Origin of the sequence: Frankia tisae (assembly GCF_025403405.1) — a bacterium.
GTDB lineage: Bacteria > Actinomycetota > Actinomycetes > Frankiales > Frankiaceae > Frankia > Frankia tisai.
Window position 1 is genome coordinate 1 of the sequence record NZ_JANEZT010000428.1, and the last position, 5,199, is coordinate 5,199.

General features: G+C 70.9%; 3 protein-coding genes. 1 reads left to right on the forward strand and 2 read right to left on the reverse strand.

Going from position 1 to position 5,199, the window contains the following annotated elements; translation table 11 throughout:
- Together NBZ85_RS27310 and NBZ85_RS27315 are read right to left on the reverse strand one after the other, a co-directional pair.
- Positions 1 to 795 (reverse strand): GDP-mannose 4,6-dehydratase (locus NBZ85_RS27310; protein ID WP_261562880.1); only part of this gene is annotated, 795 nt, incomplete at its 3' end.
- A 66-nt stretch (positions 796 to 861) separates the two neighbouring features.
- A complete protein-coding gene (locus NBZ85_RS27315) occupies positions 862 to 3,330 on the reverse strand; it encodes a DUF459 domain-containing protein (RefSeq protein WP_261562882.1) in 2,469 nt (822 codons plus the stop codon).
- 304 nt (positions 3,331 to 3,634) lie between these two features.
- Between NBZ85_RS27315 and NBZ85_RS27320 the strand changes: the two genes are divergently transcribed.
- Positions 3,635 to 4,993, forward strand: a complete 1,359-nt coding sequence (locus NBZ85_RS27320; RefSeq protein WP_264762360.1) for a glycosyltransferase family 39 protein — start codon at positions 3,635 to 3,637, stop codon at positions 4,991 to 4,993.
- Positions 4,994 to 5,199 lie beyond the last annotated feature (206 nt).

The window sequence follows — 5,199 nt, forward strand, 5'->3', positions numbered from 1 at the left end:
CCCCACCCGCCCGAACGCCGTATCCAACAACTCCCGAATACTATGCGTCACCCCCGTCGCCACCACATAGTCATCCGGGGTGTCCTGCTGCAACATCCGCCACATCGCCTCCACATAATCCCCCGCGAAACCCCAGTCCCGCCGCGACTCCAGGTTCCCCAGCGTCAACGAGTCCTGCAACCCCAACGAGATCCGCGCCACCGCCCGCGAAATCTTCCGCGTCACAAACTCGATCCCCCGCCGCGGCGACTCGTGATTAAACAGCAACCCCGAACACGCAAACGCCCCGTACGACTCCCGGTAGTTCACCGTCAAATAATGCCCGAACGTCTTCGCCACCCCATACGGCGACCGCGGATGAAAAGGCGTCGACTCCCGCTGCGGCGTCTCCCGCACCTTCCCGAACATCTCCGACGACGACGCCTGATAAAACCGCACACCCGACATGTCGTTACCACCCGCGATCCGCAACGCCTCCAACACCCGCAACACCCCCATCCCCGTCGTCTCCCCCGTCAACTCCGCCTGCTTCCACGACAGTCCGACGAACGAGATCGCCCCAAGGTTGTACACCTCGTCCGGCTGCGAGATCTCCACCGCACCGATCAACGAAGAAAGATCCGTCAGATCGCCCTCCAACAACACCACCCCCGGCACCACCCGCTCCACCACCGCCACCTTCGGGTTGGACTGCCCACGAACCAACCCGAACACCTCATAACCCTTCGCGGTCAACAACTCACCCAGATACAACCCGTCCTGGCCGGTAATCCCGGTAATCAGCGCACGCGGCACGTCGATCCTCCTGTAGACCACCCGGTGGTACTGGGCGGAAGGTTAGCGTCAGGTAAACCGGGCCGGTCAGCCGGGTCCCGTTCCCGCGGTCTGCGGGGCCGTGGCGTCGGCCGCCGACCCTCGGGCGATCCGAAGAAGCTGCGGAATGATCGCGGTCCCGATGCGCCGGGCGCCGCCATCCGAGATGTGCACTCCGTCGTCGTCTCGCAGCCGGACGCCGTCCAGCTCGTCGACGTACTTGTTGCCCGGAGTGAGAATGGAGGTGATGTCGATCATTCTCGTGCCCGGGTGGCGGGCCGCGGCCTCGCGCAGCAGCACGTTGAAGCGCTCGACCCGGCTGGCCTTCGTCTCCGGGTAGATGCTGCCGTCCGGAGCCTCGGTCGGCTTGAAGATCGGGGTGGTAAGAAGTACCACTTTTGCGCCTTTGGCTCCAAGCGTGGTGATCGCAAGATCCAGCTCGCGGCCGAGATAGGCGTCGAACGCCGGGTCACCGATGTGCGTCCAGCGGCCGTCGCGCAACTGGTCGGTGACCTCCCAGCGGCCGACGAGCAGCAGCGCGAGCGCCGGGTTGACCTCGTTGACGCGTTGGGCGAAGCGCTGCGGCCACTGGTCGCAGCCGTCGGTCGTCGGTCCGGCCTCGCCGAGGATGCGTCGCTCCATGCCGCGGGCCACCCCGCAGCCGAGCTTGGAGAAGTCGTGGATCTCGATGCCCTGTTCTGCGGCCATCGAGGAGAAGCCGCTGAAGCCCAGCGTGAGCGCCACCGAGTCGCCGCCCAGCAGCACCTTGATGGGCGCACCGCCGCCGGTGCGCACGGTGACGGCGGGCTGCGGGGAGGCGGCCGCCCGCTCGGCGAGCGCCGCCAGCTGGGCCGGGGTGCGCACCGACGACGAGGTGCCCGCCGTGGCTACCAGGATTACCGCGAGGACCCCGGCGAACGCGGCGGGCACGGTCAGCCGCGGCTTCGGCAGCCGGATCCGGCGGCGGCGGATCGGGTCCTCCACCAGGTGGAACGACGCGAGCGTGATGGCCAGCGTGGCGCCCAGTCGCAGCAGCAGCAGGACCGCGCCGTCAGTGCCGGTCCGGGTGGCGGTCAGGGTGAGGAAGACCGGCCAGTGCCACAGGTACAGGCCATAGGAGATCCGGCCGATGAAGGTCAGCGGGGCCCAGGCGAGCAGCTTCGACACCGGCCCCTTGGGCGCCTCGACGAGCGAGGCGACGAGCAGCATCACGACGATGGCGACCCCGAGGAACCCGCCGGCGTAGAGCGCACGGCTCTCCCCGCTCACCGTCGTCCAGATGACGATCATCGCCGCGCCCGCCAGGCAGCCGACGACCGACATGACCGACCGGGCCCGCGCCGAGATCGGCTTCGTCCGCTGCCCCCGCCACACCGCCAGCGCGGCTCCGACCAGCAGCGCCTGGGAGCGGCTGTCGGTGCCGTAATAGATCCGGGACGGATCGGTGCCGATCAGGAGCAGGGCGAGGCCGGCCAGCGCAGACGCCTCCGCGCCGAGCACGGCCACCGTCAACGCCAGCGACTGGGCCTTCTGGCGCTGGCGGCGCCAGCGATCGACTGTGCGTGCGCTGTGCCGCATGAGCAGGAACACGATCAGCGGCCACAGGACGTAGAACTGTTCCTCGACGGACAGCGACCAGGTGTGCAGCAGCGGAGAGGGCGCCGAGAAGTGGTTGAAGTAGCTCTGGTCGGACAGGGCGAAACGCCAGTTCGCGACGTACAGCAGCGTGGACAGGGCGTCCAGGCGCAGCGTGCCGACGTCGCCCGGGGCGGCGATCCACCGGGCGTACGCCGCCACCCCGATCAGCAGGACCAGCAGGGCCGGCATCAGGCGGCGGGACCGGCGGACCCAGAAGCTACGCAGGTCGATGCGCCGGGTGTTGCGGTACTCGGTGATGAGCAGCCCGGTGATCAGGAAGCCCGAGAGCACGAAGAAGGTGTCAACGCCGAGCAGGCCGCCGGGCATCCACGAGATGCCCGCGTGGTAGGCGATGACGGCCATGACGGCGAACGCGCGCAGCCCGTCGAGGGCGGGCAGGTGGCCCAGCGGAGCGAGGACCGGGCCGGTGGCATCGAGGTCGTCCTCGGGCCGGGTCGGCGGCCGCGTCGATGGCCGGGTCGATGGCCGGGCCGGCCCGCGGCCGGCTGCGGTGCGCTGCTGCGTCGCCAGCTGGAAGCGCGGCTCATTGCGGCGCAGGCGGGACTCGGGCCGCTGGGCGGGGGGCTCGGGCTGGCGCTCGGCCGCGGCCCGCTCGTGGCGCCCCGCGGGCTGATCCCGGCGCGACCGGCCGGTGCCGCTCCGGCCGTCACCAACGTGCTCCTCACGCTCCGTTGCCGAATGCCGAGGCGGCGGCCCACCGGCCGGGTTACGCGGCCCGCCCGTGCGGGTGCCGATCGGGGTGGTGTCGGCCTGCCGTGCGGGAGACGCCCGCCGCTGCCGATCCCCGGACGCCAGCGGGACGGTGTCGGCGTCGTTGCTGGTCAGCCTGGTCCCTCCTCGTCGTCGCCGGGGCGCCATCGGGCCGTGGAACCGGTGCGGCGGCTGCCGTGCGAACTCGGCCGGCTCCGTACCGGCTCCGCCTCCGCGGCTCGCCGACCCCGATCGCATCAGGACGTCCGAGCGGAAAGGCTAATCGCAACGGCGTCACGCCGTGCACGCGCGGTATGTTTGCGGCCTTGATGCCGGACGCGTTGTCTGCCCGGAACCGGCGCGTTGGTACCTTCCGCGCGTGTCTGAGACCACGGCGGGGCAGCCGCGGACGGTGGGGTTGGCGCCGGTGTCGCCGGAGGTTCCCGAGCCGGCCCCCGGTGCCATCGCGGCGCTGCCGTCCGTCGCGCAGCCCGCGCCCGGGTGGGTCGGGCGGCCGCGACGGTGGTACCTCGGGGTGGCGGCGATCTGCCTGCTGGGCCTCGGGATCCGGCTGTTCTACCTGTTCCACTGGCTGCACCTGGCGGCGGTGCAGGGCGATCCGTTCTACTACCACGAGGCGGCGAACCTCTTCGCCGACGGCCGGGGCTGGCCCGACCCGTACGAGCTGCGCCTGTCCGGGCGCTATGTCGCCGACGCCCAGCACCCGCCGCTGACCAGCCTCCTGCTGGCCGTCCCGTCGCTGCTGGGCTTCACCAGCTTCCTGTCCCATCAGGTTTTTTCCTGCCTGCTGGGGGTTGGCTCGATAGTGCTAGTAGCGCTCGCCGGGCGCCGGATCGCCGGCCCCGCCACCGGCCTGGTGGCCGCCGGGATCGCGGCGGTCTATCCCGGTATGTGGCTCAACGACCCACTGGTGATGTCCGAGACGACCGGCATTCTGACGTGCGCCTGGATCACCCTGGCCGCCTACCGCTTCGCCGACCGTCGGGGGTTCGCCGAGGCGGCCTGGCTCGGGCTGGCGCTGGCGGCGGTGATGCTCGCCCGAGCCGAACTGGCGCTGCTGGCCCTCGTACTCGTCGTGCCGCTCGTCACGATGGCCCGTGGCGTGCCCTGGCGACGCCGCGTCGGCCTGCTGGCCGTGGCGGCCGCGACGAGCATGGTCGCCGTGGCCCCCTGGGTGGGCTACAACCTGTCGCGGTTCCACGAGCCGGAGTACCTGTCCACCGGCCTCGGCTCCACCCTGGCCGTCACCCACTGCCCGGCGACGTACTCCGGGCGCGATCTCGGCTGGTGGTCGTTCGACTGCGTGTTGGCGCTGCCGTCGTCGCCCCAGGAACGCTCCGAGCGCGACGTCTTCTACCGGCGTGCGGCCTACGACTACATCCGAGACCATTCCGACCGGCTGCCCGCGGTGGCCGCCGCCCGCCTCGGCCGCACCTGGGGCGTCTATCGCCCGTGGCAGCAGGTTCACCTCGACACGATCGAGCTGCGGCCGCTGAGCCTGAGCCGGATCGGGATGGTCGCGCTGTGGGTGCTGGAGGTGGCCGCGGTCGGCGGCGTGGTCGTGCTGCGCCGCCGCCGGACCACGTTGCTGCCCCTGCTGGCGGTGCCCATCACGCTGAGTCTGGCGACGGTGGTCGTGTACGGCACCACCCGGTTCCGGGCCGCCGCCGAGCCGGCGGTGGTGCTGCTCGCCGCCGTCGCGATCACGGCGGCCGCCAGTCGGCTGGCCGGCCCGCTCCGCTCTCGGGCCACGTGGATCACGAACGGGCAACGGGTGCGATCAGATACCGACCCGGGTTACCCGACCTGACTACGCCAGCTGGTTGAAAAAGGCCGCTATGTGCGGGGTGTGCTAGCTCCTTAATCCACCGTGCTGGTACGTTTCGAGCGTGCCGGACATTGTGTATCCCGAGGGAAACTCGCGGTGACCGGCCCGGTCTACCCCCGTTCGGCTGCCGTCGTCCCGGATGCGCCGGTCGATGCCGCGCCGATCCCCGATCCGCGCCGTCCCCCCGC